Source organism: Kocuria varians (assembly GCF_006539885.1).
Taxonomy (GTDB): Bacteria; Actinomycetota; Actinomycetes; order Actinomycetales; family Micrococcaceae; genus Kocuria; species Kocuria varians.
Genome location: NZ_BJNW01000024.1, coordinates 18,939 through 44,924 on the forward strand (window position 1 = coordinate 18,939; position 25,986 = coordinate 44,924).

25 protein-coding genes and 1 riboswitch are annotated in these 25,986 nt (G+C 72.4%); of the genes, 9 read left to right on the forward strand and 16 right to left on the reverse strand.

Annotation, left to right across the window (positions count from 1 at the left end; genetic code table 11):
* Position 1: 1 nt before the first annotated feature.
* Positions 2 to 1,939, forward strand: a complete 1,938-nt coding sequence (gene pknB / locus KVA01_RS11385; RefSeq protein ID WP_068468164.1) for a Stk1 family PASTA domain-containing Ser/Thr kinase — start codon at positions 2 to 4, stop codon at positions 1,937 to 1,939.
* Positions 1,940 to 2,124: 185 nt separating this feature from the next.
* Here the strand turns inward: pknB and KVA01_RS11390 are convergent, their stop codons facing one another.
* Positions 2,125 to 2,766, reverse strand: coding sequence for an anthranilate synthase component II (locus KVA01_RS11390; protein WP_068468162.1), 642 nt, complete (start codon positions 2,764 to 2,766; stop codon positions 2,125 to 2,127).
* 203 nt (positions 2,767 to 2,969) lie between these two features.
* Between KVA01_RS11390 and KVA01_RS11395 the strand changes: the two genes are divergently transcribed.
* Together KVA01_RS11395 and KVA01_RS11400 are read left to right on the forward strand one after the other, a co-directional pair.
* A complete protein-coding gene (locus tag KVA01_RS11395; protein WP_141270366.1) occupies positions 2,970 to 3,770 on the forward strand; it encodes a cell division protein CrgA in 801 nt (266 codons plus the stop codon).
* A 121-nt stretch (positions 3,771 to 3,891) separates the two neighbouring features.
* The gene (locus tag KVA01_RS11400; RefSeq protein ID WP_068468160.1) at positions 3,892 to 4,131 is read left to right on the forward strand and encodes a hypothetical protein; all 240 of its coding nucleotides are present in this window, start codon (positions 3,892 to 3,894) and stop codon (positions 4,129 to 4,131) included.
* A 206-nt stretch (positions 4,132 to 4,337) separates the two neighbouring features.
* Here the strand turns inward: KVA01_RS11400 and KVA01_RS11405 are convergent, their stop codons facing one another.
* From KVA01_RS11405 to KVA01_RS11420, 4 genes are all read right to left on the reverse strand, one after another.
* On the reverse strand, positions 4,338 to 4,895 hold the full coding sequence (locus KVA01_RS11405; protein ID WP_068470589.1) for a YceI family protein: 558 nt from the start codon (positions 4,893 to 4,895) through the stop codon (positions 4,338 to 4,340).
* A gap of 163 nt (positions 4,896 to 5,058) precedes the next feature.
* The gene (locus KVA01_RS11410; protein WP_082810437.1) at positions 5,059 to 5,718 is read right to left on the reverse strand and encodes a flavin reductase family protein; all 660 of its coding nucleotides are present in this window, start codon (positions 5,716 to 5,718) and stop codon (positions 5,059 to 5,061) included.
* A 220-nt stretch (positions 5,719 to 5,938) separates the two neighbouring features.
* Positions 5,939 to 6,466 (reverse strand): flavin reductase family protein, encoded by a 528-nt coding sequence (locus tag KVA01_RS11415; RefSeq protein WP_141270368.1) that lies wholly within the window; start codon positions 6,464 to 6,466, stop codon positions 5,939 to 5,941.
* Between the two features lie 55 nt (positions 6,467 to 6,521).
* Positions 6,522 to 7,226 (reverse strand): alpha-ketoglutarate-dependent dioxygenase AlkB family protein, encoded by a 705-nt coding sequence (locus KVA01_RS11420; RefSeq protein ID WP_141270370.1) that lies wholly within the window; start codon positions 7,224 to 7,226, stop codon positions 6,522 to 6,524.
* Between the two features lie 93 nt (positions 7,227 to 7,319).
* Between KVA01_RS11420 and KVA01_RS11425 the strand changes: the two genes are divergently transcribed.
* On the forward strand, positions 7,320 to 8,297 hold the full coding sequence (locus tag KVA01_RS11425) for an LLM class flavin-dependent oxidoreductase (protein ID WP_141270372.1): 978 nt from the start codon (positions 7,320 to 7,322) through the stop codon (positions 8,295 to 8,297).
* Between the two features lie 12 nt (positions 8,298 to 8,309).
* On the opposite strand, the gene KVA01_RS11430 is transcribed toward KVA01_RS11425, so the two are convergent.
* The 11 genes from KVA01_RS11430 to KVA01_RS11485 all read right to left on the reverse strand — a co-directional run bounded on the left by KVA01_RS11430 (position 8,310) and on the right by KVA01_RS11485 (position 17,680).
* Positions 8,310 to 9,125, reverse strand: coding sequence for an alpha/beta fold hydrolase (locus KVA01_RS11430; RefSeq protein WP_141270374.1), 816 nt, complete (start codon positions 9,123 to 9,125; stop codon positions 8,310 to 8,312).
* A 48-nt stretch (positions 9,126 to 9,173) separates the two neighbouring features.
* Entirely contained in the window at positions 9,174 to 10,049 is an 876-nt protein-coding gene (locus KVA01_RS11435; RefSeq protein WP_068470599.1) for a prenyltransferase, read from the reverse strand.
* Positions 10,043 to 10,495 (reverse strand): lycopene cyclase domain-containing protein, encoded by a 453-nt coding sequence (locus KVA01_RS11440; protein WP_082810438.1) that lies wholly within the window; start codon positions 10,493 to 10,495, stop codon positions 10,043 to 10,045. The genes KVA01_RS11435 and KVA01_RS11440 overlap by 7 nt, the downstream gene beginning before the upstream one ends.
* Positions 10,492 to 10,887, reverse strand: coding sequence for a lycopene cyclase domain-containing protein (locus KVA01_RS11445; RefSeq protein ID WP_068470620.1), 396 nt, complete (start codon positions 10,885 to 10,887; stop codon positions 10,492 to 10,494). Before KVA01_RS11445 ends, KVA01_RS11440 begins: the two co-directional genes overlap by 4 nt.
* Positions 10,887 to 12,488, reverse strand: a complete 1,602-nt coding sequence (gene crtI, locus KVA01_RS11450) for a phytoene desaturase family protein (protein ID WP_082810439.1) — start codon at positions 12,486 to 12,488, stop codon at positions 10,887 to 10,889. The genes KVA01_RS11445 and crtI overlap by 1 nt, the downstream gene beginning before the upstream one ends.
* Entirely contained in the window at positions 12,485 to 13,405 is a 921-nt protein-coding gene (locus KVA01_RS11455; RefSeq protein ID WP_068470601.1) for a phytoene/squalene synthase family protein, read from the reverse strand. Before KVA01_RS11455 ends, crtI begins: the two co-directional genes overlap by 4 nt.
* Positions 13,406 to 13,419: 14 nt before the next feature.
* Positions 13,420 to 14,601 carry a polyprenyl synthetase family protein gene (locus KVA01_RS11460; RefSeq protein ID WP_141270376.1) on the reverse strand — a complete coding sequence of 394 codons (1,182 nt, stop codon included), beginning with the start codon at positions 14,599 to 14,601 and terminating at the stop codon, positions 13,420 to 13,422.
* Positions 14,598 to 15,110: a MarR family winged helix-turn-helix transcriptional regulator gene (locus KVA01_RS11465; protein ID WP_068470603.1), complete on the reverse strand. Its 513-nt coding sequence runs from the start codon at positions 15,108 to 15,110 to the stop codon at positions 14,598 to 14,600. Before KVA01_RS11465 ends, KVA01_RS11460 begins: the two co-directional genes overlap by 4 nt.
* Before the next feature lie 85 nt (positions 15,111 to 15,195).
* The gene (locus KVA01_RS11470) at positions 15,196 to 16,065 is read right to left on the reverse strand and encodes a fructosamine kinase family protein (RefSeq protein WP_141270380.1); all 870 of its coding nucleotides are present in this window, start codon (positions 16,063 to 16,065) and stop codon (positions 15,196 to 15,198) included.
* Between the two features lie 53 nt (positions 16,066 to 16,118).
* Positions 16,119 to 16,964: a hypothetical protein gene (locus KVA01_RS12665; protein ID WP_170221161.1), complete on the reverse strand. Its 846-nt coding sequence runs from the start codon at positions 16,962 to 16,964 to the stop codon at positions 16,119 to 16,121.
* A 71-nt stretch (positions 16,965 to 17,035) separates the two neighbouring features.
* Positions 17,036 to 17,680, reverse strand: a complete 645-nt coding sequence (locus KVA01_RS11485; protein WP_141270384.1) for a TetR/AcrR family transcriptional regulator — start codon at positions 17,678 to 17,680, stop codon at positions 17,036 to 17,038.
* Positions 17,681 to 17,758: 78 nt separating this feature from the next.
* On the opposite strand from KVA01_RS11485, the gene KVA01_RS11490 reads away from it, so the two are divergent.
* The 5 genes from KVA01_RS11490 to KVA01_RS11510 all read left to right on the forward strand — a co-directional run bounded on the left by KVA01_RS11490 (position 17,759) and on the right by KVA01_RS11510 (position 25,901).
* Positions 17,759 to 19,264, forward strand: a complete 1,506-nt coding sequence (locus KVA01_RS11490; RefSeq protein ID WP_141270386.1) for an MFS transporter — start codon at positions 17,759 to 17,761, stop codon at positions 19,262 to 19,264.
* Positions 19,265 to 19,405: 141 nt separating this feature from the next.
* Positions 19,406 to 19,521: riboswitch (SAM riboswitch) on the forward strand.
* Positions 19,522 to 19,562: 41 nt separating this feature from the next.
* Complete coding sequence (locus tag KVA01_RS11495) at positions 19,563 to 20,573, forward strand: methylenetetrahydrofolate reductase (protein ID WP_233438869.1); 1,011 nt, start codon at positions 19,563 to 19,565, stop codon at positions 20,571 to 20,573.
* 124 nt (positions 20,574 to 20,697) lie between these two features.
* Positions 20,698 to 23,139 carry a 5-methyltetrahydropteroyltriglutamate--homocysteine S-methyltransferase gene (gene metE, locus KVA01_RS11500; protein ID WP_068470613.1) on the forward strand — a complete coding sequence of 814 codons (2,442 nt, stop codon included), beginning with the start codon at positions 20,698 to 20,700 and terminating at the stop codon, positions 23,137 to 23,139.
* Positions 23,140 to 23,242: 103 nt separating this feature from the next.
* Entirely contained in the window at positions 23,243 to 24,532 is a 1,290-nt protein-coding gene (locus tag KVA01_RS11505) for a PLP-dependent transferase (RefSeq protein ID WP_068470615.1), read from the forward strand.
* A 166-nt stretch (positions 24,533 to 24,698) separates the two neighbouring features.
* Entirely contained in the window at positions 24,699 to 25,901 is a 1,203-nt protein-coding gene (locus tag KVA01_RS11510) for a cystathionine gamma-synthase (RefSeq protein ID WP_068470617.1), read from the forward strand.
* Positions 25,902 to 25,986: the final 85 nt, after the last annotated feature.

A 25,986-nucleotide genomic window follows, 5' to 3' on the forward strand; every position in this document is an offset into this window, starting at 1 on the left:
CATGGGGACCCCTTCGATTCCTGACCTGATCAACGACCGCTACGAGGTCGGCGAGGTCATCGGCCGCGGCGGCATGGCCACGGTGCACGTGGGCCAGGACGTGCGGCTCGGCCGGCGTGTGGCCATCAAGATCCTGCGCCCGGAGCTCGCCGCGGACGAGACGTTCCACGAGCGGTTCCAGCGCGAGGCGCACGCCGTGGCCTCCCTGAACCACCACTCGATCGTGGCCATCTACGACACCGGCGAGATCACGCCACAGGGCCCGGACGGTGTGCTGCGCCCCTACATCGTCATGGAGTACGTGCCCGGGCAGACGCTGCGGGAGCTGATCCACGGCGGCGGCGTGACCCCCGAGCAGGCCCTCGAGTACATGCTCGGCATCATGGACGCGCTGTCCTTCAGCCACCGGGCGGGGATCGTGCACCGGGACATCAAGCCCGCGAACGTGAAGGTCACCCCGGACGGCAGCGTCAAGGTCATGGACTTCGGGATCGCGCGCGCGGTGGAGGACACCCAGGCCGCGCTGACGCAGTCCCAGGCGGTGCTCGGCACCGCACAGTACCTCTCCCCCGAGCAGGCCCGCGGCGCGGCCGTGGACCCCCGCTCGGACCTCTACTCCGCGGCGTGCGTGTTCTTCGAGATGCTCACCGGGCGCGCACCGTTCGTCGGGGAGTCCTCCGTGGCGATCGCCGCCCAGCACGTGCGGGACGCCCCGCCGGCACCCTCGGCGCTGAACCCCCAGCTCCCTCCCGCCGTGGACCGCTTCATGGAGCGCGCCCTCGCGAAGAACCCGCAGGACCGGTTCGCGGACGCCGGCGAGATGCGGCGCGCCCTGCGCCAGCTCGCCACGGCCCTGCCCGGTGACCTCGGGGCCACGCAGCCCATTGACACCGCCCTGGCCGGGGACTCCAGCACCAAGACGCTTCCCGCCGTGGGCCACGGCGCCCCGGCGGCCGCGGTGGTGGCCGCCGGACGCAGCGAGGACTCCGAGCCCTCCGGCGGCACACCCGTGCGTCCCGGAGACCTCGACCCGGACGACGAGACCGGCCCCGTGGCCCCCGGCAGCCGCGAGGCGAACCCGCCGCGGCGGCGTCGTTGGCTGCTGCCCGTCATGCTGCTCCTGCTGCTCGCCCTGCTGGGCGTGGGGACGGTGCTGGGCGTCCAGTGGTGGCAGTCCCAGCAGGTGGAGCAGGTGGCCCGCGTGAGCGTGCCCCAGGTCGTGGGAATGGACAGCACCACCGCGGAGAACACCCTGCGGGACGCCGGGCTGAACCCCGCGTTCACCACCAAGCACGACAACAGCGTGCCGGACAAGCACGTGATCAGCATGGATCCCGCCTCCGGGACCGAGGTGGACCAGGGCTCCACCGTGAACGTGGTGGTCTCGCAGGGCCCGGAGGACGTGGCCGTTCCCGGTGACCTGGTGGGTCAGTCGCTGGACCACGCCCGCCAGTCCCTGCAGAAGGCGGAGCTCACCGTGGGCGAGGTGACCACCGTGAACAGCGCCACGGTGCCGGAGAACGTGGTGATCTCCAGCGACCCCGGCGCGGGCACGTCCGTGGCGCGCAAGACCGCCGTGAAGCTGCAGATCTCCTCGGGCAAGGTCACCGTCCCGGACGTCGTGGGCAGCACCCGCGCCGAGGCCGAGCAGGCGCTGCGCGCTGAGAACGTGCGGCTGGGCTCGGACGTGAAGATCGAGGAGACGGAGGACGCGGAGAGCGGCACGGTGCTCGCGCAGTCCGCCCCCGCGGGGTCCTCCGTGAACCAGGGCTCCACGATCACGCTGACGGTCGCCAAGCGGGTGACCCCCAGCCCTACCCCCACCGAGGAGGAGACGGCGGAGCCCACGCCCACCGACGACGGCCCCACCGCCCAGCCCACGCCCTCGCACACGACTGCGCGGCCCTCGGCCACGCGAGGCGGTCGCTCGAACGGCTGATCCGGGCCCGGTGGTCCGGTCCGCGTGGAGCACCCGGGTGCCTCCCGGCGCCCCGGACGACGGGCCCCGCAGCACCTGGCGTCCGGTGCCCGGCCCCGGGCCCGGATCTGGCATCGGGTCCTCCCACGGGAACGGCCCGTCCCCGCGAAGGGGACGGGCCGTCGTCGTACGGAAGGGCGGGGCGGTCAGGCCGTCATGAGCGGCGAGAGCCCGGCGGCAGCGGCGGCCGCACCGTGCTGGCCGACCTCCTCGAGCCAGTTGCCGAGCATCAGGTAGCCGCCCTCGGTGAGAACCGACTCCGGGTGGAACTGGACGCCGTGCAGCGGTGCGCTGAGGTGCTTGAGACCCATGACCACGCGGCCGTCGTCCGTGGTGGCGGTGACCTCCAGGCAGTCCGGGACGGTGTCCGCGTCCACCGCGAGCGAGTGGTAGCGCGTGGCCGTGAAGGGAGACGGCACGCCCGGGAAGACGCTGTCGCCGTTGTGCACAAGACGTGAGGTCTTGCCGTGCATGAGCTGCTGCGCGTGGCCCACGCGGGCGCCGTAGACCTCGCCGAGGGCCTGGTGGCCCAGGCACACGCCCAGCAGGGGCTTCTGGTTCACCTCGGCCCAGCGGATCAGGTCCGAGCACACGCCGGCATCTGCCGGGGCGCCGGGGCCCGGGGAGAGCAGCACGCCCTGGTGCTCACCGGCCAGCGCCGTGGCGGCGGAGACGTCGAGGTCGTCGTTGCGCACCACGGTGGTCTGGGCCCCCAGCTGCTGGAGATAGCCCACCAGGGTGTAGACAAAGCTGTCGTAGTTGTCCACCACGAGAATCTTCACGGACACTCAAGAACTCCTGCGGGTTCACCAGTTGACAGAACTCGCGCAAGTCTACGCCCGCGCGGGCCGATAGACTGAACGTCGATCTCGCACCGGGCACCGCAGCGCCCGCGCGGGGGAATCACCGCGGTCCCCCACCGTCCGCCGTCGTTCCGCCCTCGGAGCCTGCCCCCGGTGCGGAGCCCACGCAGCAGGAGGAATGAACAGCATTGGCCCAGTCCCAGAAGCGTTTCCGCCGTTCCCGCACGGAGGACGACGACCTCCAGCAGTTCACCCTGACCGAGCGCGACCGTGAGCTCACGGCCCTCGCCGCCGAGATCCTCCCCCGTACCAGCGCCGCGGCCTCCTTCGAGCGGCACGCGGCCCGCAACGCGGGCTCCACCTCCGTCACGGCGCGTGACGCCGTGACGGACCGCGGCACTGCGGACGACGACGCCTCCCGCCCCTCGCGCGGCGGCGCCTCCGCCGACGCGGCCGGAGAATCGAACGCCCCCGCCGCAGCGGACACCACGGACTCCGAGGTCACCGCAGACGGTGCCGGCGCCAAGGACGCACGGGGCGCTGCGCACCACGGCACGAAGAAGCGCAAGGGCAGGAACAAGGGCGCGCGCGGCACTGCGGTGGGCGCGGCGTCGTCGTCGAAGTCCACGGCGAGCGCCACGAAGGCCAAGGCCCCTTCCGCCACCGGGACCACCACCGCGGCCGCTGAGACCGCCGAGGAGACCCCCGCGGAGCTCAAGGCCCGGCGCAAGCGTGAGCTGGCCGCCCAGCGCCGCGAGGCGAAGGCCGCCAAGGCCGCGGAGCGCGAGCAGCGCGCGGGTGACTACCAGCCCACCCCCACCTGGTACAAGGTCATCATGGTGGGGCTGATGATCGTGGCGCTGCTGTGGATCATCTCGTACTACCTCTTCCAGGGGCTGATCCCCATTCCCGGGATCGGCGTGTGGAACCTGGTGATCGGTCTGGCCTTCATGCTGACCGGCCTGATCATGACCACCCGCTGGCGCTGACCCCGCCCACCGCCCCACCGAACCACCCGGGCGCGGCACCACCGGGCTTCGGCGCTCCAGCACCACAGGGCCCCGGGGTCGCCGCGCCACCGGACCACCGCGCCACCCGTCAGGAGAGACCGTGAACAAGCCGTCCGAGCCGTCACCGGAGGACGCGTCCCGCGTGCCGTCGCAGGACGCCGCACCGGGGCCCCTGAGCGAGGACGGGCGCGCACCCGAGTCGGACACGGGGCCCGGCGAAGGAGACCGGGAACGGCGCGGTGTGAACCCGGCCCGCATGGAGGTGCGGGTGCGGCGCATCGCGCTGATCGGGCTCATCCTGGTGCCGGTGGTCTACTTCCTGGTGCAGTCGCTGCGCTGAGCCGAGGTGCGGCCGCCCCCTCGCCCCCCCGGTGCAGCCGCACCCCGTCTCTCCCTCCCCGGTGACGCCGCATCTCTCGCGAGTCAGGGGTGTCCCGGCGACCGCCGCACCCCGGACACAGACGTACCCCCGCAGGACCGTGGTCCTGCGGGGGTACGTGCGTCACGAGGCGCGCCCGGCATTCAGGACCGGGGCGCCTCCCGCGCTCAGTTCGAGGCGGACTCCGGGGCGGTGAACTCGACGTCCAGGTCGATGCGCACCTTGTCGGAGACCATGACCCCGCCGGCCTCGAGGGCGGCGTTCCAGGTCACGTTGAACTCCTTGCGGGAGATCGTGGTGGAGGCGCTGAAGCCCGCGCGGGTGGTGCCGAACGCGTCCACGGCCACGCCGTTGAACTCGGTGTCCAGGTCCACGTCCTTGGTCACGCCGCGCAGGGTCAGCTGACCCTTGACGGTGCCCTCGCCGTCGGTGAGCTCCACGCCGGTGACCTTGTAGGTCATCTCCGGGTAGTTCTCCACGTCGAAGAACTCCGCGCCGCGAACGTGGTTGTCGCGGCCCTCGTTCTTGGTGTCCACGGAAGCGGTCTTGACCGTCACGAGGCCGGTGGTCCGGGCGGCGTCCTCGGCGACGTTCAGCTCGCCGGCGACGTCCGTGAAGACGCCGCGAACCTTGGAGATGCCCGCGTGGCGGACGGAGAAGCCGACCTCCGTGTGGGCGGGATCGAGGGTCCAGGTGCCGGGGGTCATACCTTCGAGAGTGCTCATGTGATTTCTCCTTAGCGATCGTGGACGCCGTCCGACGCCCAACTACTTGCTTCGGAAACTAAGTTACGCCGGGAAGCATGACGCGTCAACCTATGCGTAAAAAACTACTTTTGGCGTCGCGGAAGGGCGGCGATCCGGGCGGCAGTCCCCACAGGAGGAGGCCTCAGGGGCGCAGACCCAGCACCGACTCCTCGCTCAGCCCGTGGAACTGTCGCTGGTGGTACACGAGCGGGCGGCCGGAACCCTCCACGCCCAGGACCTCCACCACGGCGGCATTGAAGACGAGGGAGGGCCCCGCCTTGATCCGGGCCAGAGGCACCGCACGCAGCACACGGCGCACGTCCGTGAGCAGGGGCTCGCCCGTGGGCAGGGTGGTCCACGCCATGTCCTCGCCGAAGCGCGGCGCGCCGGAGACCGCGAAGGAACGGGCCAGCTCGACGTCGTCCGCGTCCAGGAAGTGCACCACGAAGGACTCGGCCGTGGCCACGATGGCGGCGGAGCCGCGGCTCGCCTGCAGCGAGAAGCCCAGGATGGGCGGATCCGCGGAGATCGAGGACACGGAGGACGCCGTGAGGCCCACCGGACCCTCCGGCCCCGAGGCCGTGATGATGGCGATGCCGGCGGGGTGCTGCCCGAACGCGGACTTGAAGCCGTCCGTGAGGGCCGGGTCACTGTGCAGCGCCTCGGTGGGAGCCACCAGATCCACGGCCTGCGCGGCCACCCGCTCGGCCTCGCGGCCGGACGCGGGAACGGTGTCCGGCGCGGGACCCGTCTCCGGGGTCTCGGCAGTGGTGGGCGTTGCGTTGCTGACGCGCTGCGGCATGCTGGGTTCCTCTCACACGGCTGTGTTCCGGGACGGGCGGTTGCTTCCGCCAATTTCCGGCCACTGTAGATCCTGCCAGGCGTGTGCTGTCCAATACATGCTTGGTCAGTCCACATTCTGGGCCACACACCGTCGAAGAACGTCATCTTGGGGGACACCGGGCGGCGCGGACAGACGCCGTTGCGCCCACACGGGGCGTGAAACCGTGCCCAACCGGGCATCACCCGAGGGTCTTGTACTCCCGCGCCACATGGATCAGCGGCCGGTCCGTGGCGTGTGCCCCCGGCCCCCGGCCCATGGCCGTGACCCTGCCGATGACCACCAGGTGGGTGGCGGCGGTGTGGGTCGAGACGGTGTCGAGCTCGAACCAGCTCAGGCAGCCGTCGATCACCGGGGTCCCCGTGCGCTCCGTACGGTGGAAGGGCACCGAGTCCAGGAGACCCTCCACGGGGTTGCCCGGACTCGCGAGCCAGTTCGCCACGGAGCGCTGCCGGGCGTTGAGCAGGGAGAGGGTCCAGGAGCCGGTGCTCTCCACGGCCTCGCACATGCGCCCCATGTCGTAGAGGCACACGAGCATCGTGGGCGGGTCGTAGGAGACGTCCGCGAACGCCGTCACGGTGATCGCGTGGTCCTTGCCGCGGTACCGCGAGCACACCACACCCACCCCCACGGCGTGCTCGGCCGCCAGGGTCCGGTAGCGCTCCACCTGGGGCTCGGTGGGCTGGGCGTCCAGGGGCTCGATCTGCATGGCCCCAGTGTGTCACCGCCGGCCGACGACGCCGCGTGACGGCGTCGCGCCGCCGTCACCTCCCGCTGCGGCTGCCCGTCATGCGCAGCGTGATGTTGACGCGCCCGCCGTTCTTCAGTCCCACTTGTCGGCCACCGGTGCCCGGCAGCACCTTGGGCACGCCGTGGAACGCGTACCGTGACGGCCCGCCGAAGACGAACAGGTCCCCCGAGCGCAGTTCCACGTCCTGATACGGCGCGGTGCGCGTCTCGGTGTTGCCGAAGCGGAAGACGCACGTGTCGCCCAGGGAGAGGGAGACGATCGGTGCCGCCGGGAACTCGTCCTTGTCCTGGTGCATGCCCATGTGGGCGGCGTCGTCGTAGAAGTTGACGAGCGCGGAGTCCGGGGCGAAGTCCCGGGCCGTGCCCGCGGCGTCCGGGAGACCGACGTCGTGCGCCGGGTCCCCGAGGTAGGCGTCCTCGACCGCCCGCGCGCCGAGCGCGACGAGCCACTCCGGCAGCTCGGGAGTCGCGCCGCCGCCGGCCCCGTAGCGGTAGGCCGCGCTGCGGCTGCCGAGCATCACCGACTGCACGGACATCCGACCCCCGCCGGCGAGCACCTTGTGCTCCATGGGTGCGGCTCGCACCCACTCGCGCGCCACGGCCACCAGCTCCCGCTGCCGGGCGGGGTCCAGCCACTCCGGGACGTGCACCGCCCCGGGGGCCAGAACAGCCCGCTCACGGGGGACGCTGAACAGCTCATCGAGCTCGTACTCGGCCATACCTGCACCCTAGAACGCCCCTCGGACAGGGAATACCCCGCCCCCGATCCCCGTTATTTCCACAGCAAGTTTTCTTCCGGAAAGGTTTTTCAGATGGCACTGCCCCTGTCCGTCATTGATTTCGCGACCGTGCGCAAGGACCAGTCGGTGGCGCAGAGCTTCGCGGACTCCGTGACGCTCGCCCAGCACGCGGAGCGCCTGGGCTACTCCCGCGTCTGGTACGCGGAGCACCACAACATGGGGACCATCGCGTCCTCCGCTCCGGCGGTGCTGATCGCCCACGTGGCCGCGCACACCCAGAGCATCCGGCTGGGCTCCGGCGGCGTCATGCTCCCCAACCACTCGCCGCTGACCGTGGCCGAGCAGTTCGGCACGCTCGCGGAGCTGCACCCGGGGCGCATCGACCTGGGGCTGGGACGCGCCCCGGGCACCGACCAGCGCACGCTGCGTGCCCTGCGCCGTTCACCGGAGGCCGCGGAGAACTTCCCGCAGGACGTCCGTGAGCTGCAGGGCTACCTCAGCGGCAACTCCGTGGTCCCGGGCGTCAGCGCCATGCCGGGCGCGGGGACGAACGTACCCCTGACCATCCTGGGCTCCTCGTTGTTCGGTGCGCAGCTGGCCGCCGCCTACGGGCTGCCCTACGCGTTCGCCTCCCACTTCGCGCCGGACGCCCTCGTGGACGCCGTGGCCGCGTACCGTTCCCAGTTCCAGCCGTCCGAGCAGCTCGCGGAGCCGTACGTGATCGCCGCGGTCAACGTGATCGTCTCGGAGGACGCGCAGGACGCCGCCCGGCAGCTCGAGGCCGCCCAGCGCTCCCGCGTGCGCGCCATGGTGGGCCGCGGCCGGGAGTTCACGGAGGAGGAGATGGACATGGTCATGGCCTCCCCCGCCGCGTCCCAGGTGCTGCACATGATCAGCTACACGGGCGCCGGCACCCCGGACACCGTGGTGGACTACCTGCACCGTTTCGCGGAGCACGCGGACGCCGACGAGCTCATGATCTCCCCGACCGCCACGCAGCAGCCGGACGTGCTGAACTCCATGGAGCTGCTCGCGAAGAACTGGAACTGAGCCCGGTCCCGCTCAGGCGAGGCCGTCCAGGAAACGGGTGAGGGCGGCGTCGTAGTCCGCGGGGTTCTCCATGTTCGGAGTGTGGCCGCTGCGCGGGACCACCGCGAGCTCGCCGCGGGGCAGCAGGTCCGCCATGACCTCCGCGGCGCCACCGTCGAAGGCGTCCCCCTCCCCCACGACCACGAGCGCCGGGCCGTCCCAGGCCCGCAGGGTCGCGGTGAAGTCCTGGCGCTCTGCGCGCCCGCGCATCGCGGCGGCCGCGCCCTGCGCGGGTGAGGCGGCAATCATCTCGCGCACCGCGCGCGCGACGTCGGGCAGGCGCTCCACGTTCTCCGCCAGGATCATGGAGGCGAGCACCTTCTCGGCGTAGGCGGCCATGCCGCCCGCGATGATCGCGTCCGCTCCCGTGTGACGACGACGCCGCCCCGCCGCGTCCTCGGCGCGCGGCACCGTGTCGTTGACGACGAGCGCGGCCACCCGCTCGGGGTGCTCCGCCAGGATCTGCAGGGCCACCTGCCCTGCCATCGAGAAGCCCACGAGCACCACGGACCCGAGCCCCAGGTGGTCCAGCAGGGCGAGCACGTCCGCCGCGATTTCCTCGGTGTACACGATCCCCGGAGTGACCTCCGAGTCCCCGAAGCCGCGCAGGTCCGGGGCGATCACGCGCCAACCCCGCCGGGTGAGGGTGCGGACCTGGGCGTCCCACATCGAGCGGTCGTAGGCGTGGCCGTGCAGCAGCACGACCGGGCACCCCTCGCCCTCGTCCGTGTAGGCGAGCTGCGTGCCGTTGACGCGGACGGTGTGCGTGGTGAACGTGGAGCGGCTCATGGCCCCATGATGCCAGCCACCCGCTGGCGAGCTCGCCTCAGCTCATGCTCAGAGGACCTGGACCCGCGCCCACCAGATCAGCAGCAGCGTGACCAGGAACCCGGTGGCGTAGTTCAGCCAGAGGAACGTCCGCCACCCGGCGTGCGCGCACCCCGAGTCCTCGTCCGTGACGGCCCGGAAGCGCAGCGCGTTGACAAGGTACGGCACCGCGAGCAGTGCAGCGAACTGGCCGGGCCACTGCGTGGCGAGCATCAGGAGGCCGGCCACCGCGTAGAGCGCAGCGGCCAGCCACACGGTGGGGCGAGCCCCGAGCACGGTGGCGACCGAGGCAAGGCCGCCCTCGCGGTCCGGGACCACGTCCTGCACCGCCCCGAACATCTGCGAGGCCATGCCCCAGAGGAAGAACCCGGCGAGCACGGCCCACAGCCCGGGCGTGAGGTCCGCGCCCGCGAGCACCAGTCCGTACGCGGCCGGGGAGACGAAGTGCGTGGCGGACGTGGCGGCGTCCAGGAACGGGCGCTCCTTGAACCGCAGCCCCGCCCACGAGTAGGCGACCACCGCGAACAGGCTCACCGCGAGCACCGCCACGGAGGCGGGGTTGCCGGTCGCGATCCCGTACCCGGCGAGCACCGCCACGAACGGCGCCGGCACCAGGCACGAGGCCAGCAGCACGGTGCGCCGCTCGGAGCGTCCCACCACTGCGCCCTCCACACCGCCCTTGCGGGGGTTGCGGAGGTCCGACTCGTAGTCGAAGACGTCGTTGATGCCGTACATCGCCAGGTTGTAGGGCACCAGGAAGAACACGGTGCCCAGAACCACGAGCCACCACGGCAGCCCCCCGGTCAGCAGCACCGCCGCGGCGAACGGGTACGCGGTGTTGACCCAGCTCAGCGGGCGCGAGGCCCGGAACAGTGTGCTCAGCACGAGCGGCCTCCTGTCTCGTTCGTGGGACGACGCCCCTCGGACGTTCGGGCGTCGGGGGTTCGTCCGTTCGGGAGACCCGACGCGGGGAGACCGGCTCCGGGGAGAGCACCCTCAGCGGGGTCGCCCGCCTCGTCCGCCTCCTCCTGGACCCTGCTGCCCAGCAGCAGCCACAGCGCGGGCAGCAGCAGCACCCCGGCCACCGGGTACGCGAAGTCCTCGAGCGGGGCCAGGCCCACCTGCACCCCGGAGATGTTGTGCTCCGTGTACGCCATGATGCCCGAGGCGATCATGACGTTGTCGAAGACCGCCGTGAGCGTCACCAGCAGCACCGCGGCCGCCGCGAGCGCGCCCCAGAACAGCCGCCGCGGGCGTCGCAGGAGCACCGCGGCCAGCAGCACCACCGCGGCGATCCCCAGGAAGATCGCGTTCACCGCCCAGTACGTCACGGGCAACCTCCGTTCGTTCGAGCACCCGGGCCCGGGGCGGCAGGGCCGGCGGCGCCGGACCCGCCGGATCCACGCGACCACCCCCTCAGCCACCGCCACAGCACCGGCGCGCCGCGCACGTAGACCGCGGTCTGGTAGCACAGGAACGCGAGGAAGAAGACCTCTTCGAGCGGCAGCTCGGGTGCCACGAAGACGCCCAGGGACAGCGAGTTCTCGCCGTGCCAGAACAGGCCGTGGGCGATCCCCACCAGATCCCACGCCAGGAAGAACACCACGCCCGCGATCAGTACGGCCCAGGCCCGCAGCGGGTGCCCGGACCAGAAGAAGAGGTTCCAGCGGCGGTCCAGGAGCGCGAAGCACCCCAGGAGCACGAGCAGCAGGAGCAGGTACATCAGTGCGCCCCGCTCTCCCGCACGGCGTCCCGCACGACCTCGGAGGAGATCAGGCACATGGGCACGCCGATCCCCGGCCGCACCGAGGACCCCGCGTAGAACAGCCCCTTGATCCCGGGGTCGCGCACACCCGGACGGAACATCGCGGACTGTCCGAGGGTGTGCCCGGGGCCGAGCAGCGAACCGCGCCACGCGTTGACCGTGCTCACGAAGTCCCCCGGCCCGTACGTGCGCCGCACGACGATCCGCGCGGCCAGGTCTGGGATCCCCGCCCACCGCGCGAGCTGGTCGATCGCGCGGTCCGCGACCTCCTCGACCCGCGGGGAGCCGGGCTGCTCGATCCCCGGCGCCGAGATCCCGCCACGGCCCCACTCAGGGGTGGCCGGGGAGGGCACCAGAATGAACAGGTTCTCGTCCCCCTCGGGGGCGGTCCCGGGGTCCGTCGCGGAGGTCATGGAGACGTAGATCGAGGTCTCCTCCGCCAGCGGCGCGCCGGCGGCAATGCGGTCGAAGTTCTCGTCCCAGTCCGCCGTGAACAGCAGGTTGTGGTGCGCGAGCTCGGGCAGCTTCCCCCGCACCCCCAGGCACACGAGCACGCCGGACGGCCCCGGATCGCGCCGCGTCCACCGGGACTCCGGTGCCCTGAACCCCTGCGGCAGGAGCCGGGTCTGGAGGTGGTGCAGGTCCGCGGCGCCCACCACCAGGTCCGCGGGCACGGTGTTCTCTGCGCCGGGGACCACGCCGCCCGGCCGGTAGGTCACGCCCGTCACCACCCCGGTGGGGCGGCCTCCCGGCAGGGCGGAGCGCAGCCGCGCCCGCGCGGGCCCCCGCGCCGGATCCACCTCGATGCCGGTGACCGTTGCCCCGGTGACGATCTCCACCCCGGCGGCGCGGACCAGATCCGCCATGGCGTCCACGAGCGCGGCGAACCCGCCCACGGGGTACTGCACGCCGTCGGTGAGGTCCAGGTGGCTCATGAGGTGGTACATGGCTGGTGCGGAACCGGGCGAGGCGCCCAGGAACACGGCGGGGTAGCCGAGCAGCTGGCGTTCGCGCGGTTCGGGGAAACGGCGCGCGATGTAGCGCTGCATGGAGGTGCTCAGCAGCCCGGCCAGCCGCGGCAGGCGGGCGAGCACGCTCGGGTGCAGCAGCTCCCGCGGGTGCTCGAAGTTCGTGTAGAGGAAGTGCTTCTTGGCCAGCTCGTAGACCTCGGCGCCGGAGTCCAGGTAGGCCCGCAGCGCGCGGGAGGAACCGGGATCCAGCCGGTCGAAGAGCTCTTCCGCGGCACCGGTGACCACGTCCGTGGGCGGCTCGTCCAGGTGGTGCTCGAAGAACGTGCGGTAGCCCGGGGTCAGCCGCCGCAGGTCCAGGCGCTCTGCCGTGCTCGAGCCCATGAGGCGGAACCAGCGGTCGATCACCTCCGGCATGAGGTACCAGCTGGGCCCGGTGTCGAACGTGAAGCCCTCCGCGGACCAGCGTCCGGAGCGGCCACCCACCGTGTCCTGCTGCTCGAGCAGGGTCACGCGGTGCCCGTCCCGCGTGAGCAGCCCAGCGGTCGCCAGCCCGGCGAAGCCCCCGCCGATCACCACGGCGCGGGTCATCGGGACACCTCCCCAGCGCGGGAGCGGAACCGGGCGGAGGTCGACAGCGCCCGCGCCGCGATCCGCAGCTTCACCGCCGTGGGCACGCTGATCCGACGCCGCGTGAGCTCCGCCGCGGGCACCTCCCGGATCCGTTGCGCGAGCTCCTCGAAGAGCCCGTGGGCGATCAACACGGCGCGCCGGACCCGGTGGTCGAGGGCGAGGATGCCGGGCACGGCGGCGTCGAGATCCGCGGTCAGGTCCGCGAGCAGGCGCTCCTTGCGGGCCTCATCCAGGTGCACGGGATCCGCCCCGGGGAAGTAGGTGCGGCCCAGCTCGTCGTGGTCCGCGCCGAGGTCCCGCAGGAAGTTGACCTTCTGGAACGCCGCGCCGAGCCTGCGGGCCGTGGTGCGCAGCAGCTCCCGTTCCTCCGGGGTCCCGGAGCGCGTTCCGGGCATGTCCATGAAGACCTCCAGGCACATCAGCCCCACGACCTCCGCGGAGCCGTAGATGTAGGTCTGCAGCGAGGCGCCGTCGTGCTCCGCGACCTCCAGGTCCGCGCGCATGGACGCGAAGAACGGCGCGGTCAGCTCGGTGCCGAAGCCGTGGCGGCGGGCCACGTCCGCGAAACCGTGGACCACCAGGTCCGTGGAGAAGCCCGTGTCGATCGCGGAGGCCACCTCCGCCTCGTAGCCGTCCAGCGCGGAGCGCACCGAGTCCGTGCCGAGACCCGCGGCACCCGCCGTGCCGTCCACGACCTCGTCCGCGACGCGTACGAGCGCGTAGATCCCGGCGATGTCCCGGCGCACAGCGGGCGGCAGTGTGCGGCACGCGAGTGCGAAGGATGTGGAGTAGCGCTCGATCACTGCCCCGGAGGCCGCCAGGGCGGTCCCGGTGTAGAGGCTCAGGGGTGCGTGGGCCGGGGTGGCCTGCGGCATGGTGCGGTTCCTCACTACGAGTCCCGGTTGAGGACATGGTGGCACAGGGCGTCGAGCTCGGCGCGCTGCGTGTCTGGGAGCGGCAGCCCGGCGAGGGCCTCACGGGCGCGGTCCACGAGGTCGGTGGCCAGCTCGACCGCCACCTCGTGCGCGCCCGACGCCGCGAGCGCCGACCGCGCTGAGCCCACCGTGGTGCGCCCGGCGGCGAGGTCCGCGAGCGCACCGCGGGCCTCGGGATCCTGCATGCCGTGGGCGGTGAGCACGGTGGCCTTGCCGGAGCGCAGGTCCGCGTCCACCGACTTGCCGGTGGCCTCCGGGTCTCCGAAGGTGCCGAGGACGTCGTCGATCACCTGGTAGCCCACGCCCAGCAGCGCACCGGCGTGGGCGAGTTGCAGGGCCTGGTCCTCCGGCGCCCCGGCGAGCAGGGCCCCCGCGCGCAGCGGTGCCTCGAACGAGTAGGTCGCGGTCTTGAGCCGCTCCATGTCCAGGATGTCCTGGACCCCCGGGTGCTCGGCGCCGAAGCGGTGCAGGGAGAGCAGCAGGTCGTCGAGCTCCCCGGCCGCGGACGCCGTGACCGCTTCGAAGACCACGTCCGAGACCGCGAGGCGTCGGGCCGGATCCTCGGTGCACGTGGTTGCCAGCCGCAGCGCCCCGGCCAGCAGCAGGTCCCCCGCGAGGACCGCCGCAGACTCCCCCGCGTGCTCGGCCTCGGGCCCGGGAGCCCCGGCGCGGGCGGCGTCGCGCCGGAAGAGCTCGCCCACGGTGGGTCGGCCGCGGCGGTGCCAGTCCCGGTCCACGACGTCGTCGTGCACGATCAGCGCCGCGTGCAGCATCTCGAAGGATGCCGCCAGGCGCACGCACTCCCCCGTCTGCTCACCGGCGAAGGAGCACCACGCGATGTGGGTGAGCCGCGGGCGGATCAGCTTCCCGCCCGCCAGCTGACGCCGCACGCGCTCCCACATCACCGGGAAGCCCGGGCTCGTGGGCACCGCGTTGGTGGGTGCTGCGAAGAACGCGTCCAGCTCACGGTCCACGGCCACCCTGAACTCGAGCCAGTTCTCGTTCGCAACCGGCCGCGCCCTCTCGTGCGCGCCCCCCGGCGCGTTCTCGTCCGGGAGCGCACCAGCGGGCCCCGCGCTTCCCCCGCTCCTCCCGGCGGGCCGGGTGCCTCCCGACCCGGCGGCTCCGGCGCTCACGTCCCCGCCTCCTTGGACCCGGTCGGGGCACCCTGCGCCGACTGCTCCCGCAGCTGCGACAAGTGCGTCTCCATGCGCTCCGCGGTCCCGCTGAGGAACTGCAGCACCGCGGCGCGGCCGGGCTCGTCCAGCAGCGCGAGCTCTTCCTCGACCATGTCCATCATGGGCACCACGTGGTTGCGGATCTCCTCCCGGGAGTTCTCGACGGCGCGCACCGTCATGCGGCGGCGGTCCTGCTCGTGGGGTTCACGCACGGCGTGCCCCGCGCGGACCAGGCGGTCCACCACGGTGGTCGCCGAGGCGGTGGTCACGTGCAGCGCGCGGGCGAGATCCGTTGGTCCGAGGGGACCGCGGACGAGCCAGGACATGGCCGAGTAGTCGGTCTCGTTGAGCCCCATCAGCCGCCGGATCTGGTAGCCGATCTCCTCGTTGAGCCGCACCACCCGGCGCAGCGCCCGGGCCTGCGGGCTGACGGTCGGACGCCATCCACCGGTCTCCTGCACGACCACGCCTCCGCCCGCTGATTGCAAGAAATTCTGACAACCACTATCCCTAGTGAGTGGACGGATGTCCATTCGAGGTGCCGGCGCGGCCTCACGCACACGTGCGCAGCGCACGCATCACCGCCGCCCCGTAGCCGCCGCCGAAACGGATCGCGTGCACCAGCAGCGGCGGCAGCTGGTGCCACGGCACCCGCTGCCGCCAGCCGTCGGAGAGGGGGTAGGCGTCGTCGTAGGCGGCGAAGCACTCGCGGCCGAAACCACCGAAGAGCTGCATCATCGCGAGGTCGTACTCGCGCCCGCCGTAGTGCGAGGACGGGTCGATCAGCCAGTTGCCGCCGGACGCGTCCACCACGCGGTTGCCGGCCCACAGGTCCCCGTGCAGCAGGCTCGGGGGCTCGGGCGGGCCGGCGAGCTCCTCCGCGCGCGGCGCCAGGCTCGCCAGCAGGGCCGACGCCGCCGGGTCCAGCTTCCCGGCGTCGACCGCCGTGCGCACGAGCGGTTCGATCCGCCGTTCCAGGAGGAAGCCCGCCCAGTCGTCGGTGGGGGTGAGGTCCACGGGGGTGGAGCCGATGCGCTCGGGGAGGTCCGAGCTCAGCCAGCCCACGTGCGGCGCGTGCGCCCGGTGGATCGCGGCGAGGCCGCTGCCGAAACCGCGTTCGGTGGCCTCGCCTCCGGCCCCGGAGGCCTCGTCGATCCACTCCAGCGCGAGCGCCCGATCCGAGACGTGGAGCACGCGGGGGATGCGGATCTCGTCCGTGGCCACCGCGCGCAGCGCCTCGAGGGCGGCGGCCTCCAGCGGCAGCACACCCTCGGGTGCCCGCGGCATGGTCTTGACGAACACGGGACCCCGCGGGGTGTCCACGCGGAAGGCGTTCGCGCTGTCACCCCCGCTGAGCGGGTGCGCGGCCTCGGCCCGCAGCTCGGTCACGAGGTCCTGGGGAAGCTGGTCCACGGCAGTCATGCTTCCTGTCTAGCACTGCCCACCGACGCCCGACACCGCCCGGGCCCCTGCACTCAGCCCGCGGCGGGCTTGAGCGTGAACGATCTCAGCACGGGCAGCAGCTGGTGGCGGAAGAGATCGCTGGCCTGGAACTTCTGGCTCTCCTCGCCCATGTCCACCTCGTTGTTGATGCCACCCTCCTGGGTGCCCTCGAAGGAGACCATGGTGCCGTCCCCGCGGCTCACGTACCCGAAGAGCGGGTCCGCGCCGCTCGCAGAGGTCACGCCGTAGACGTGGGCCATGTGCACCCCGGGCGCCTGGCCGGGGAACGGACCGACCCCGATGGCGAGGGGCTGGCCGCTCGTGTCCACGGCGTCCGGAAGGCGGCCGAGGGTGGTGGGGTTCTGGGGCGTCACGGGGCTGGCGATCTGCCCGTCCGGACGGATGGACAGCGTGAACATCCGGGTGCCCAGCGCGTCCGCAACACCCCACGCGGGGTTCTCCGCGGTGGCGGTGGGCAGCTCGGAGACCGTCCAGTCCGCCGGGTAGCCGAAGGACACGGTGCCGTCCGGGGTCGTGAAGGTCTGCGTCAGGGCCACGTCCTGCCCGGCGCCGGTTGCCCGCGAGGACCCGCCACCCGCCGTGGGACTCGTCGAGCCGTCCGGGGAGGCGGAGGGGTTCGAGGAGGCGGAGGGGTTCGAGGAGGCTGACGGGTTCGAGGACGCGGAGGGCTCGGACGTCGCGCGCGACGGCGTCGGCCCCGGTTCCGACGGCGACGCCGCTCTGCTCGTGGCCGGGCCACCCGCCCGGTCGGTGGGCGGGAACCCGCCACCTCCGGATCCACCGGAGGTCCCGCACGCGGTGAGTGCGAGCACGAGGGCCGTTGTCGAGAGGGGACGGGCCAGGCGTGCGATCTCCATGGACTGGAGTGTCACAGGTCCCCGGGCCCGAATCAACCACCGCGAGCACACGCCGGTGCGGGAGTGCGCCGTCAGCCGAGCTGGGCCCGCACCCCGGCCAGGAAGATGTCCACGCCGGCCAGGAACTGCTCGCGGTCGTCGTGGTCCGCGAAGCCCGAGGCAATGGTGTGCAGGAACGGGAACTGCTCGGCGTCGAGCGCGAGCCACGCGTCCGGCAGCTCACGGTTCTCCGCACCGCTGCCCACCGCGAAGGACAGCAGGGTGCTGGCCGCGTTGAAGCACTGGGCCGCGGGGAGCTCCAGGCGCATGAACTGCTGGCCCATGACCTCGAAGAGGCCCAGGGCGTGCGGCTGCAGCGTGGCGTCGCGCATGAGGTACGGGCCGGCCCACTCGTGCCGCTGCAGGGTGTCGAAGAGCGATGCGGAGAGCGTGCGCAGGGTCGCGAAAGGCTCGTCGGACTCCGTGACCGGCGCGAGCACGTCCACGAGGATCGCGTCCGTGACCCGGTCCAGCAGCTCGTCGCGCCCGCCCACGTAGTGGTAGATCGCGCCCACTCCCGTCTCCATGCGGGCCGCGAGCGCCCGGAACGTCAGGGCGTCCTCGCCGGCCTCGTCCAGCAGGGCGACGGCCGCGGTGACCACCGCGTCCAGGGACAGGGCGGGGCGACCACCGCGGGGACGGCCCCGGGTGCGTTTGGGCGTGGTTGCAGAACTCATGGATTGCACTTTACCGAACCTCGTTCTAATATCGCGGCAGACAGAAAATAGAACGTCGTTCCAAGAAAGGTCGGGGCCATGTCCACCACCACGTCAGAGCCGACTTCCGAGTCGGCCTCAGAGCCCTCGACGGCTCCCGCCGGGGCACCCACCCCGAGCGCCGTCGTCGGCCGCACCCTGCGCCAGGCCCGGCTGCCGTTCGCGGCCCTGTGCCTGTGCTTCTTCGTCGAGATGGTGGACAACACCGTCCTGACCATCGCTCTGCCCACCATGAGCCGGGACCTGAACGCCTCCACCACCCAGCTGCAGTGGGTGACCGGCGCGTACTCGCTCATGTTCGGCTCCCTGCTGCTGACCTCCGGCTCGCTCGCGGACCGCTTCGGCCGACGCCGCGTCCTCACCGTGGGTCTCGCGGGCTTCGGCCTGGTCTCGGCCCTCGTGTGGGTCGTGCAGGACGCCAACCAGCTCATTGCGCTGCGCGCCGTGATGGGTCTCTTCGCCGCGTGCATGGCCCCGGCGACCATGTCCCTCGTCTTCCGGCTCTTCGACGACGAGAAGGTCCGGATGCGCGCCATCTCGATCATGGTGATCGTGGGCATGAGCGCCATGGCGCTCGGCCCGGTGGTCGCCGGCGGAGCCCTCGCCACGGTCAGCTGGCACTGGCTGCTGTTCGTGAACACCCCCATTGCGGCGTTCGCGATCCTCGGACTGATGTTCGGCGTCCCCCGGGACACCCCGGAGGACCTGCACGCCACCCCGCTGGACATCCCCGCCGCACTCGCCACCATGGCCGCCATGGGTCTCGGCTGCTACGCGTTCACCAGCGGCGTGGACAACGGCTGGACCTCGCCCCTCACCATCGCGTGCTTCGCCGGGGCGGTTCTCGCCGTGGTCGTCTTCGTCCTGCGGGAGCGGCGCGCCGCGCACCCCATGATCGACCTCTCGGTGCTCGCACACCCCACCGTCCGGGGTTCCGCGCTCGCCCAGATCGGCAGCTCGGTGGCCATGATGGCCGCGATGTTCATGCTGATCCTGCACTTCCAGTTCGCCCTGGGCTGGTCACCCATGAAGGCCGGGCTGGGCAACCTGCCGTTCGTCGTGATGATGATCGTCTCCAGCCCCGTCTCGGAGAAGCTGATCGCCCGGTACGGCCACCGCATCACGTGCCTGATCGCCACCGCCTGCGTGGTGGCGGGCACCCTGGTGCTGGCCTACGGCGTGGGACACGGCTACTGGATCCTCGCCATCGGCATGGGGATCATGGCCCTGGGCCTGCGCATCATCATGACCGTGTGCGCGGTGGCCCTGATCGAGGCCATGCCCGAGGACCAGACCTCCATGGGCACCGCGCTCAACGACGTCGGGCAGGAGCTCGGCAACTCGCTCGGCACCGCGGTGGTCGGCACCATCCTCGCCGCGCTGGTGGCTCAGACCCTGCCGGACGCCCCCTGGTCCCCCGAGTTCCTGGCGTCCTTCTTCCACGGCGAGCGCGTGATCTTCCTCGTGGTCGCGGCCCTCGTTGCGGTGATCAGCGGCTACGGCTGCTCCACGCTCACGGACTCCCGCACCGCGGACGAGCACTGACCTGACGCTGCGCCGGCACTGCGCCGGCGCACCCTCTCCGAGCGCCCGCCGTGTGACCTCCCGTTGCACGGCGGGCACCGCACCGTACGCCCTTCCCTTGACATCCGCGGCGGAGCCGTGCTACGTTTTCCAGCAACAAAGGATCAAGAGTCCCGGTGCGAAGCTCTGGCTAGCCGGGCGGCAACCCTCCTGCTGTAGTGGGGTGCCCCAGATGAGGATCCGGCCGCCGCGTGACCGCGCGATGGCAAGTACGGCGCTCGGAATCCACCTCCGGCGTCCTCCGCCGGAGGTTTTTCACATGTCCGCACCGTCAGCCGCCCCGCAGCACACCCGCCTGCCGGTGATCGAGTCCCCCACCACGACCCCGCCCACGGGCACGTCCTGGCTCGTGCGGCGGCCCCGGCGCTCCACGCTCGTGTCCTTCGAGGTCTTCCCGCCCCGCCCCACCGCGGACCCGGACACCGTGTGGTCCCACATCGACACCATGGCGGAGGCCGGGCCGGACTTCTTCTCCGTGACCCACGGCCACTCCGCGGACACCGGCGTCTCCCGCGAGGCCCTGCGGCACCTGCGCCGCACCACGGACACCCCCGTGATGGCGCACTTCACGTGCGGCGGCACGGACCGGGCGGGCCTCGAGCGCTCGGTGGAGCAGCTGCTCGACGACGGCGTCCGCGACCTCCTCGCCCTGCGCGGGGACCCGCCCCTGGGCCACGGCGAGTGGCGCACACCCCCGGGCGGGATCAGCCGCGCCTCGGAACTGGTGGCGCTGATCCGCGACGTTGAGCGGCGTCGTTTCGGGGACGGCTTCCGTCCCGGCACCCGGCCGCTGTCGGTGTCCGTGGCCTGCTACCCCTCCCCCGCGCGGGGCCGTGACTTCGAGGCGGACCTCGCGTCCCTGTGGGAGAAGCAGGAGGCCGGGGCGGACTACGCGATCACCCAGGTGCTCTACGAGCCCGAGGACTACGCCCGCTTCCTGGAGCGCGCCCGCTCCGAGGGCATCCACATTCCCGTGGTCGCCGGGCTCGTGCCGCTCACGAGTCCGCAGCGGCTGCGCCGGATGACCGAGATCACGGGCGTGCCCGTCCCGGGGCGGCTCACCGACTTCCTGGCCTCCGGGAGCGCGGAGGAGCTGCGCTGCCGCGGGATCGCCGCGACGCTCTCGCTCATCGACGATCTGCTGGACCTCGGCTGCGCGGGCTTCCACCTCTACACGTTCAACCGCCCGGACGCCGCGCTGGCCATCCTCGAGCACCTGCGTGTCCGGGACGCCGCCCGCGAGTACCGGGGCCGCAGTCCCGCCGCCTGACCCGGCACCCGTCCCCCACCCGCACCACCAACCGTTCCACGCGCAGGCCGCACGTGGTCACGGCACCCCACACCCTTTTCCGATCCGACCACGCAAGCACCGAAGCATCCACGGAGGAGTTCTCATGACCGCTCGACCCACCACCCCGTTCCCCGCCGCGACCGTCCTGGGCTACCCGCGCATCGGTCCCGACCGCGAGCTGAAGAAGGCTCTGGAGGCCCACTGGTCCGACGCCGCCGCCCACCCCGCCGAGACCGTGCTGGACACGCTCGCCCAGCTGCGCCGACGCACGACCACCCGCCTGGTGGAGCTCGGTCTCACCGGCGACGCCGCCGTGCCCTCGGAGGGCTTCGCCGTGGACCACGTGCTGGACACCGCTCTCGCCCTCGGTGCGGTGCCGGCCCGGTTCGCCGCGGACGGCTACAAGCCGGCGGCCCCGGACACCCCGCGCGGCGTGGAGCTCGTCACCGCGCTCTCCCGCGGCACGGACCACCTGGAGCCGCTCGAGCTGACCAAGTGGTTCGACACCAACTACCACTACTACGTCCCCGAGATCGGCCCGGACACCGCTCTGAGCGCCCATCCCGAGAGCCTGGTCGAGCGCTACGCCACCACGCTCGCCGCCACCGGCGTGGCCACCCGTCCCGTGCTCGTGGGGCCGCTGAGCCTGCTGCTGCTCTCCCGCGGGGAGACCACGGACGACGCCGGGGCCCGCCCGCTCGACCGGCTCGACGATGTCCTCGCCCTCTACATCTCGATCCTCTCCGCCCTCGCGGAGGCCGGGGTCGCGTGGGTGCAGCTCGACGAGCCCGCCCTCGCCGCGGACGGCTGGGACGTGCCGCGGGCCGAGCTCGTGGCCGCCCTCGAATCGGCGTACGCCCGCCTGAGCTACCCCTCGCACCGGCCGCAGATCCTGGTCACGGTCGGCTACGGGGACGCCGGCGAGGACGCGCAGCTCGCGCTGGCCCGCACGGACGTGGACGCCCTCGCCGTGGACCTCGACCGCGGGGACGTCCCCGGCGAGAGCGCCCTCGCGGCGTGGGGCGAGCGCCCGCTCGTGGCCGGCGTGGTCGGCGGGCGCACCGTGTGGCGCACGGACCTCGCGCGCGCCGTCGAGAAGCTGGACCTGCTGCGCACCCGGGCCCGCGGGCCGGTGGCGGTGGGCACGGCGACGCCGCTGCTGCACGTGCCGCACGACGTCGCCCGCGAGACCCGGCTGGACCCGGAGGTCCGCGCGTGGGTCGCGTTCGCGGACCAGAAGGTGAGCGAGGTCGTGGCCCTGGCGCGCGGCGTCGGCGAGGGCTGGGACGCCGTGGCCGAGACGCTGCGGGAGGACGCCGCCGTGCGTGAGGCCCGGGCGAACCACCCGGCCACGCACCGCGCGGAGGTCCGCGAGCGCACCGCCGCCGTGCGGGACGGTGACCGCCGCCGCGACTCCGCCGAGGCCCGGCGCGCCGCGCAGCACGAGCGGCTCCGGCTGCCGGAGCTGCCCACCACGACCATCGGCTCCTTCCCCCAGACCCTGGACGTGCGCCGGGCGCGCGCCGAGCACCGCGCCGGGCGCATCCCGGAGGCCGAGTACACCGCCCGGATCCGCGAGGAGATCGCCCGCACGGTGCGGGCGCAGGAGCAGCGCGGCCTGGACGTGCTCGTTCACGGGGAGGCCGAGCGCAACGACATGGTGCAGTACTTCGCGGAGGCGCTGGACGGCTTCGCGACCACGCAGCACGGCTGGGTGCAGTCCTACGGCTCGCGGTGCACCCGCCCGTCGATCCTCTTCGGGGACGTCTCCCGCCCGGCGCCCATCACGGTGGACTGGACCTCCTACGCGGCGTCCCTGACGGAGCGGCCCGTGAAGGGCATGCTCACGGGTCCGGTGACCATCCTGGCGTGGTCCTTCGTGCGCGACGACGCTCCCGCGGCGGAGGTCGCGGACCAGGTCGCCCTCGCGCTGCGGGACGAGATCACCGATCTGGAGGCCGCGGGCACCGCGATCATCCAGGTGGACGAGCCCGCGCTGCGCGAGCTGCTCCCGCTGCGTGAGGCTGACCGCCCCGCCTACCTGGACTGGTCGGTCGGCTCGTTCCGGCTCGCCACCGGAGGCGCGGCCACGGACACCCAGATCCACACCCACCTCTGCTACTCGGAGTTCGAGACCGTCCTGGACGCGATCGACGGCCTGGACGCGGACGTCACCACGCTCGAGGCCTCCCGCTCCGGGTCGGGGATCGTGGACGGGCTGGCCGCCGCGGACTTCCCGCGGGACGTGGGCCCCGGCGTGTGGGACATCCACTCCCCGCGCGTGCCCACGTTCGAGGAGGTCGCCGGGCGCGTCCGGCACGCCGCCCACGCCATCGGCGCGGACCGCGTGTGGGTCAACCCGGACTGCGGGCTGAAGACCCGCGGCTGGCCGGAGACGGAGGCCGCCCTCGACCGGCTGGTGGCCGCGGCCGTCACGGTGCGCGCGGAGCTCGCCACGGACGACGACGCCGCGGGGGCCCGTTCGACCCCGTCCCGTTCCACGTCGCCCGGTTCCGCGCAGCCCGCTCTCGCCTTCGAGCGCTGAGCACCGCACCCCGCGACCCCCACGGGTCCACGTCCAGAGCACACGACGTGGCCGTGCCGCCGCCTCCACCGGGCGGCACGGCCACCGAGGAACGGAGAAAGTCATGAGCACGAGCACGGCTCCCGCACCGCTGGGGACACCGATCGTCCAGCCCATCCACCACAGCGCGGCCTACGCATTCGAGACCCTGGCGGACGCCCGCGCGGTGTTCGCGCAGCGCGCCGGAGGGTTCACCTACGCCCGGACGGGCAACCCCAACGTCGCGGCGCTCGAGGCCGAGATCACCCGCCTGGAGCACGGCGAGTGCGCGGTGGCCACGGCCTCCGGGCAGGCCGCGGTGACCCTCGCACTGCTCTCGCTCACGGGCCCCGCGAAGGACGCGCACGCCGTCGTCTCCTCCCGGATCTACGGGGGCACGGTGGACCTGCTCACAGACACGCTCGCGGACACGGGCCTGGAGGTCACGTTCGCGGATCCGCGGAACCCGGACGAGTGGGAGGCGGCCGTGCGCGAGGGCACGCGGGTGTTCCTGCTCGAGTCGATCGCCAACCCGCTGACCGAGCTGCCCGAGCTGGAGGCCATCGCGGAGATCGGGCACCGCCACGGGGCCGTGGTGGTCGTGGACAACACCGTCGCCACCCCGCACCTGTACACGCCCGGGGCGCACGGGGCGGACCTCGTGATCCACTCGGCCACGAAGTACCTCGCCGGTCACGGCGGGCCCCTCGGAGGTCTGCTCGTGGACACCGGCCGCTTCGACCCGACCCGCGATCCCGAACGGTGGCCGTGGCTCACCCGGCGGCAGCACCGCTGGGGCGGCCGCTCCCCCAGGGAGGTCTACGGGCCGAAGCGCGCACTGCTGGGGGTGGCCCGGTGCAAGTACCTCAACGACCTCGGTCCGTGCATGGGGGCGACCACCGCCCACGAGATCCTGCAGGGCATCTCAACGCTCGGCGTGCGGGTCGAGCGCCAGACGGCCACCGCGCAGCGGCTTGCCTCGACACTGTCCCAGCACCCCGCCGTCGCCCGGGTCCACCATCCCCGCTTCACCGGGGCCCGCCAGGCGGCGCTGCTGGAGGCCGGCGGCTACCGCGGTGCCGGTGCGGTGTTCTCGGTGGACCTCCGCGGCGCACCCGAACAGGTCGAGCAGGTGGTGGACGCGCTGCGTCTGATCAAGCTCGCCGCCAACATCGGGGACGTGCGCACCCTGGTCGCGCACCCCGCGAGCATGACCCACTGCCGGCTCACCCCCGAGCAGTTCGAGGCGAGCGGCATCACCGAGAACACGCTGCGCTTCACCGTGGGGCTCGAAGACGAGGCGGACCTCACCGCCGACCTCTTCCAAGCCCTCTCGGTGATCGCCCCCGCGAGGTCACCGCAGGTCCCCGCGTAAGGACATGTCGACTCCGGATCACCGCTGAGGGCACGGCCACCCGCAGGCCCTACCAGTCGCGGTCCCTGCCACTCGCCGACGTAACATCCGCTTCGCTCCCGGCACCCTCCCGGCACCCCACCCACACGACGTCACACCCTTCACACCCACTCACAGGAGACCTCCCATGACGCAGCACGGACTCGCCACGCGAGCCATCCACGACGGCCAGCAGCCGGACCCGACCACCGGCGCCGTCGTCCCACCCATCTACCAGACCTCCACGTTCGTGCAGGACGGAGTCAACCAGTTCCGTTCCGGCGGGCACGAGTACAGCCGCGGCTCCAACCCCACGCGCAATGGCTTCGAGGAGCAGCTCGCCTCCCTGGAGAGTGGCAGGCGGGCCTTCGCCTTCGCCTCCGGCATGGCGGCGGAGGACGCGCTGCTTCGGGCAGTCCTGTCTCCGGGCGACCACGTGGTCCTCGCCTCGGACGTCTACGGCGGCACGTTCCGCCTGGTGGACCAGGTCCTCTCCTCGTGGGGCATCGAGCACAGCTTCGTCCCCTCCGCCTCCGCCGACGACGCCGCGGCCACCATCCAGCCGGGCCGCACCGCCGTGCTCTGGCTGGAGACACCGTCCAACCCGTTGCTGCGCGTTGCGGACATCGCCGCGTGGGCACGAGTTGCGGAAGACGCCGGCGCTCTGCTCGTCGTGGACAACACGTTCGCCACTCCCGTCCTGCAGAACCCGCTGACGCTCGGTGCACACGCGGTCATCCACTCGACGACCAAGTACATCGGGGGCCACTCGGACGTGCTCGGCGGGGCCGTCGTAGTGGGAGACGCGCAGTGGCGCGGCCAGCCCCTCACGGACGTCATCGCCTTCCAGCAGTTCGCGTGCGGTGCCGTGGCCGCACCCTTCGACTCCTTCCTGGCAGCCCGGGGGCTCAAGACGCTTCCGCTGCGCATGGAACGACACTGCGCCAATGCGCTGGCCGTGGCCGAGTTCCTGGAATCGCGGGAGGACGTCCTGGAGGTGAACTACCCGGGGCTCCGCAGCCACCCCCAGCACGACCTCGCCACCCGGACTCTCAACGGTGGATACGGGGGCATCATCTCGTTCCGTCCCGCCGGCGGGGTCGAGGCGGCCGACGAGTTCGCCAAGACCTCGGAGCTGTACAACCTCTCGGTGAGCCTCGGTGGCGTGGAGTCGCTCGTGTGCGTGCCGCACAGCATGACTCACGCCCCCCGGGTGGGCACTCCGTACGAGGTTCCCGAGGATCTCGTACGCCTGTCCGTGGGGATCGAGGACCTCTCCGACCATGTGGAGGATCTCGACGCGGCCCTCAACCAGGCCACCACTGCGTCCCGGGTGCTGCTCGCGGGGTAGCACCAGAGTCCACCGGCAGCGCAGCGGCATACGCCATACGGCGCAGGGGAAGGGCAGGAGAAACACCACGCAGGGCAGGGAAAAC

What these genes read in the sequence shown, in the direction of transcription:
- KVA01_RS11415 (WP_141270368.1), bottom strand. Translation starts at nt 6,466, where the DNA reads ATGCAGATCGAGCCCCTGGACGCCCAGCCCACCGAGCCCCAGGTGGAG.
- KVA01_RS11420 (WP_141270370.1), bottom strand. Translation starts at nt 7,226, where the DNA reads ATGGCCGAGTACGAGCTCGATGAGCTGTTCAGCGTCCCCCGTGAGCGG.
- KVA01_RS11425 (WP_141270372.1), top strand. Translation starts at nt 7,320, where the DNA reads ATGGCACTGCCCCTGTCCGTCATTGATTTCGCGACCGTGCGCAAGGAC.
- KVA01_RS11485 (WP_141270384.1), bottom strand. Translation starts at nt 17,680, where the DNA reads ATGAGTTCTGCAACCACGCCCAAACGCACCCGGGGCCGTCCCCGCGGT.
- KVA01_RS11470 (WP_141270380.1), bottom strand. Translation starts at nt 16,065, where the DNA reads ATGACTGCCGTGGACCAGCTTCCCCAGGACCTCGTGACCGAGCTGCGG.
- KVA01_RS11405 (WP_068470589.1), bottom strand. Translation starts at nt 4,895, where the DNA reads ATGAGCACTCTCGAAGGTATGACCCCCGGCACCTGGACCCTCGATCCC.
- KVA01_RS11495 (WP_233438869.1), top strand. Translation starts at nt 19,563, where the DNA reads ATGTCCGCACCGTCAGCCGCCCCGCAGCACACCCGCCTGCCGGTGATC.
- KVA01_RS11410 (WP_082810437.1), bottom strand. Translation starts at nt 5,718, where the DNA reads ATGCCGCAGCGCGTCAGCAACGCAACGCCCACCACTGCCGAGACCCCG.
- KVA01_RS11510 (WP_068470617.1), top strand. Translation starts at nt 24,699, where the DNA reads ATGACGCAGCACGGACTCGCCACGCGAGCCATCCACGACGGCCAGCAG.
- KVA01_RS12665 (WP_170221161.1), bottom strand. Translation starts at nt 16,964, where the DNA reads ATGGAGATCGCACGCCTGGCCCGTCCCCTCTCGACAACGGCCCTCGTG.
- crtI (WP_082810439.1), bottom strand. Translation starts at nt 12,488, where the DNA reads ATGACCCGCGCCGTGGTGATCGGCGGGGGCTTCGCCGGGCTGGCGACC.
- pknB (WP_068468164.1), top strand. Translation starts at nt 2, where the DNA reads ATGGGGACCCCTTCGATTCCTGACCTGATCAACGACCGCTACGAGGTC.
- KVA01_RS11455 (WP_068470601.1), bottom strand. Translation starts at nt 13,405, where the DNA reads ATGCCGCAGGCCACCCCGGCCCACGCACCCCTGAGCCTCTACACCGGG.
- KVA01_RS11490 (WP_141270386.1), top strand. Translation starts at nt 17,759, where the DNA reads ATGTCCACCACCACGTCAGAGCCGACTTCCGAGTCGGCCTCAGAGCCC.
- KVA01_RS11505 (WP_068470615.1), top strand. Translation starts at nt 23,243, where the DNA reads ATGAGCACGAGCACGGCTCCCGCACCGCTGGGGACACCGATCGTCCAG.
- metE (WP_068470613.1), top strand. Translation starts at nt 20,698, where the DNA reads ATGACCGCTCGACCCACCACCCCGTTCCCCGCCGCGACCGTCCTGGGC.
- KVA01_RS11445 (WP_068470620.1), bottom strand. Translation starts at nt 10,887, where the DNA reads ATGTACCTGCTCCTGCTGCTCGTGCTCCTGGGGTGCTTCGCGCTCCTG.
- KVA01_RS11430 (WP_141270374.1), bottom strand. Translation starts at nt 9,125, where the DNA reads ATGAGCCGCTCCACGTTCACCACGCACACCGTCCGCGTCAACGGCACG.